Here is a 4,261-nt window from a genome sequence, read left to right on the forward strand (position 1 = left end):
GCCTCGATCGCGGCGGTTCTGGCCTCGTGGGAGGCGTACTGTGGGACTTTGACGCCCGTCTTCGCCCAGGTCAGGAGGTTGAGGTGGGAGTCGGCATGCTGCTCTCCACCGCCGGGCAGCGCGTGGCGGCGGCCGAGAGCCTGGACCGCGCCTTGGGCCTCTATCACGACATCGGCGCCCTGCGGGACTCCGCGCGCATCCGCCAGAGACTGCGCGGAATGGGGGTACGCCACCGCCACTGGAACTACGCCGAACGCCCGGTCTCCGGCTGGGACAGCCTGACCGAGACCGAGCACGCCATCTCGTTGCTTGCGGCGGACGGATGCACCAACCCGCAGATAGCCGAACAGATGTTCATCAGTGTGCACACGGTCGCGTTCCACCTGAGGCACGTCTTCCGCAAGCTGAGCATCAGATCCCGGGTCGAGCTCGCGCGGCTCGCGGCGGAGCAGTCGAGGGACGCCTCGCCCGGCGGCGGCCGCGGCGCACGGGTCGCACGGAGTCGCGGCGACGACTACTCAGCTGGGGGATGTGCCCGCGAGACGCCTGGGCCAGGTTCGGAAATGTAGGTCGTTACATTTTCGGTCTGTTCAGGAACCCATCCAGGAGGTCCAGATGGCGCTGCTAGTACGTCGCAGGGGCGGCGAGATGTACCCCGCCCGCGAGATCGAAGACACCTACGACAGGCTGGGACAGCTCATGAACGCGGCTCTGGGCGAGGCTCTGGGCGCTCTTCCCGGCGACGGCGGCATGGGGGCTTGGGTGCCCATGGCGGACGTGTCGGAGACTGAAGACTCCTACGTCGTGGAGATCGATGTCCCCGGAGCGCGCAAGGACCAGATCGACGTCCAGCTGTCCGAGCGCGAGCTGATCGTCACCGGGCAGATCGAGGAGCAGGAGCGTCAGCGCCGGCACCGCAAGATGCGCAGGACCGGCCAGTTCGAGCTGCGCACGACGCTCCCGGGAGACGTCGACGCCGACCGCGTGGATGCTCACCTGTCCGACGGTGTGCTGACCATCACCGTGCCCAAGGCGGAGGCCGCCAAGCCCAAGCACATCGAGGTTTCCGCCTGAGGCGGGGAGAGGAGGAGTCGTGCCCGTCGCGTCGTCAGGCCCCGCCACCACCAACCGGGAACCGATCGGGAGCTACCGCAGCTACGAGGAGGCGCAGAAAGTCGTCGACTACCTGGCCGACCATGGATTCCCCGTGCAGGGGACGTTGATCGTCGGCGCCGGGCTGCGCTCGGTGGAGCGGGTTCTGGCGCGGATGACCCTTCTGCGCGCGGCCGGATGGGGCGCGGCCTCCGGAGCCTGGTTCGGGCTGCTCATCGGCCTGTTCCTGGCGATTTTCTCGATCACGCCCACGGCCGCGTTGACTCTGGTGCTCTGGGGGCTGGTGTGGGGCGTGGTCGCGGGAGCGATCTTCGGGCTGGTCTCGCACGCCCTGCAGCGCGGCCGGCGGGACTTCGTCTCCGAGAGCACCCTCGTGGCCGACAAATACGAGGTTCTCGTCGATTCGGAACACGTGGCCAGGGCCCATGAGCTGCTCCGGGCGATGAGCGGATAGCAGTACGAGGGAGCGAGTAATGGCGAAAGCAGTCGGCATCGATCTCGGCACCACGAACTCGGTGATCGCCGCCACAATAGACGGCCATCCCACGGTGCTGCCCAACGCGGAGGGCTCGCGGACGACGCCGTCCGTGGTGGCCTTCACCGATCAGGGCGAACGGCTGGTAGGCCAGATGGCCCGCCGCCAGGCCATACTGAACCCGAAGGGAACGATCTATTCCTCGAAACGATTCATCGGCCGCCGCTTCGACGAGGTCAAGAGCGAGATCCACGCGGTCTCCTTCGACGTGGTCGAGGGACCCCAGGGAGCCGTGCGCTTCCAGGTCGGCGACAAGCAGTACGCGCCGGAGGAGGTCTCCGGCCTCATCCTGCGGAAGCTGGCCGCCGACGCGGCGAAATACCTCGGTGAGAAGGTGACCGAGGCGGTCATCACCGTTCCGGCGTACTTCAACGACGCGCAGCGCCACGCGACCAAGGACGCGGGGCGGATCGCGGGGCTCGAGGTCCTGCGGATCATCAACGAGCCGACGGCGGCGGCGCTCGCGTACGGGCTGGACAAGAAGACGAACGAGACCGTGCTGGTCTTCGACCTGGGCGGCGGCACCTTCGACGTCAGCATCCTGGACATCGGCGAAGGCGTGGTCGAGGTCCGCGCCACCTCCGGCGACGGCCACCTCGGCGGCGACGACTTCGACCGCAGGATCGTCGACCACCTGGCCGACGAGTTCCAGCGGGACCAGGGCATCGACCTGCGCAACGACCCGCAGGCCCTGCAGCGACTCTTCGAGGCGGCCGAGAAGGCCAAGGTGGAGCTCTCGGAGGTCACCCAGACCACGATCAGCCTGCCGTTCATCACGGCGGACGCCTCGGGGCCGAAGCACCTCAACACCACGCTCATGCGCTCCACGTTCGAGCAGATCACCGCCGACCTGGTCGAGCGTTGCATCGCCCCCGTCAAGCAGGCGATGGAGGACGCGAAGCTCAGGCCCGCGGACGTCGACGAAGTGATCCTCGTCGGCGGGGCGACCCGGATGCCCGCCGTGCAGAATCTCGTGCGCCGGCTCACCGAGGGCAAGGAGCCCAACATGACGGTGAACCCGGACGAGGTCGTCGCGATCGGCGCGGCTGTCCAGGCGGGGATCATCAAGGGCGAGGTGCAGGACGTCGTCCTGCTCGACGTCACGCCTCTGTCGCTGGGCGTCGAGACGCTCGGCGGGCTCATGACCAAGGTGATCGAGCGCAACACGACCATTCCCGCGCGCCGTACCGAGGTCTTCAGCACGGCCGAGGACAACCAGAACGCCGTCGACATCGTCATCCTGCAGGGCGAGCGTGAGCGCGCCGCCGACAACCGGGTGCTCGGGCGCTTCCGGCTGGAGAACATCCGGCCCGCGCCGCGGGGGGTGCCGCAGATCGAGGTCACCTTCGACATCGACGCCAACGGCATACTCAACGTCTCGGCACGGGACAAGGACACCGGCGCCGAGCAGCGGATCACCATCAGCGAGAGCTCCAACCTGGACAAGTCGGAGATCGAGCGGATGGTCGCCGACGCCGAGCGGCACCGTACGGAGGACGTCAGGCTCCGCGAGACCATCGACGCGCGCAACGAGCTGGACTCGGTCGCGTACCAGGTGGAGCGCCGGCTGGAGGAGCTGGGCGACGCGGTTCCCGTGCACGAGAAGGCGAGGGCCGAGCAGCTCGTGGAGGAGGCCCGGCAGGCGATCAAGGAAGAGGCGCCGATCGACCGGCTGCGCACACTCAGCGGCGAGCTGCAGCAGGTCTATCACAGCCTCGGAGCCGCCGCGGGCGGCGGGCCCAGCGTGCCGCCGCAGGACAGGACGGAAGGTGTCCCCGGCGGTGAGGAGGACGTGATCGACGCCGAGTTCACGACGTCGGAGCCCGAGTGACATGAACGAGCACACACCCCAGGCCCAGGCCGGCGCGCAGGGTGAGGAAGCCATCTCGCCCGCGGAGACCGACGCGAAGCTCGCGGAGCTGGAGGACCGCTGGCTGCGTGCCGTCGCCGACCTGGACAACCTGCGCAAGCGCATCGCCCGCGACGCCGAGCGGATCAGGGCGGAGGAACGGGCGAGGGTGGCGGCCGAGTGGCTGCCCATTCTGGACAACCTGGAGCTCGCGCTGAGCCACGCGGGCGACGGCGGCGCGGACGCGGTACTCGACGGGATACGGGCCGTGCGTGACCAGGCCGTCGCCCTCCTGGCCAAGCTCGGCTACCCCCGCCACGACGAGGTGGGCGTGCCCTTCGATCCCGCCCGCCACGAGGCGGTGGCCACCGTCGAGCGGGCCGATGCCGACCCGGGCACTGTGGTGGAGGTGCTCCGTCCCGGCTACGGCGATGCCGAGCGGCAGCTCAGGCCGGCGATCGTGGCCGTCACGAAGAAGGTGGAGTGATGGCCCCACGGCGCGACTACTACGAGGTGCTCGGCGTGGACAGGAACGCCGACGCCGACGAGATCCAGCGGGCCTACCGCAAGCTCGTGCGCGCCTATCACCCTGATGTCAACAAGGATCCCGGCGCCGAGGACAAGTTCAAGGAGATCTCGGAGGCGTACTCCGTGCTCTCCGATCCCGAGACGCGCCGCCGCTACGACGCGTTCGGGCACGATTTCCGCCAGGTGCCGCCCGATGTGGACCCCGCCGAGTGGGCCCGCGCCCGTGCGGGCGCCGG

Annotated in this window: 6 protein-coding genes; all 6 read left to right on the forward strand. The window is 69.0% G+C overall.

Features of this window, described 5'->3' with window-relative positions:
- Positions 1-83 precede the first annotated feature (83 nt).
- Positions 84-569 (forward strand): helix-turn-helix transcriptional regulator, encoded by a 486-nt coding sequence (locus ACWDX9_RS60435; RefSeq protein WP_449972947.1) that lies wholly within the window; start codon positions 84-86, stop codon positions 567-569.
- A gap of 46 nt (positions 570-615) precedes the next feature.
- Entirely contained in the window at positions 616-1,074 is a 459-nt protein-coding gene (locus ACWDX9_RS60440) for an Hsp20/alpha crystallin family protein (protein WP_449972949.1), read from the forward strand.
- A gap of 19 nt (positions 1,075-1,093) precedes the next feature.
- Positions 1,094-1,567, forward strand: coding sequence for a general stress protein (locus ACWDX9_RS60445; protein WP_449972951.1), 474 nt, complete (start codon positions 1,094-1,096; stop codon positions 1,565-1,567).
- Between the two features lie 19 nt (positions 1,568-1,586).
- The gene (gene dnaK / locus ACWDX9_RS60450; protein ID WP_449972953.1) at positions 1,587-3,479 is read left to right on the forward strand and encodes a molecular chaperone DnaK; all 1,893 of its coding nucleotides are present in this window, start codon (positions 1,587-1,589) and stop codon (positions 3,477-3,479) included.
- Position 3,480: 1 nt separating this feature from the next.
- Positions 3,481-3,984, forward strand: coding sequence for a nucleotide exchange factor GrpE (locus ACWDX9_RS60455; RefSeq protein WP_449972955.1), 504 nt, complete (start codon positions 3,481-3,483; stop codon positions 3,982-3,984).
- Positions 3,984-4,261 (forward strand): DnaJ domain-containing protein (locus ACWDX9_RS60460; RefSeq protein ID WP_449972957.1); only part of this gene is annotated, 278 nt, incomplete at its 3' end. The genes ACWDX9_RS60455 and ACWDX9_RS60460, both read left to right, overlap by 1 nt.

The organism is Nonomuraea sp. NPDC003201, from assembly GCF_053590415.1.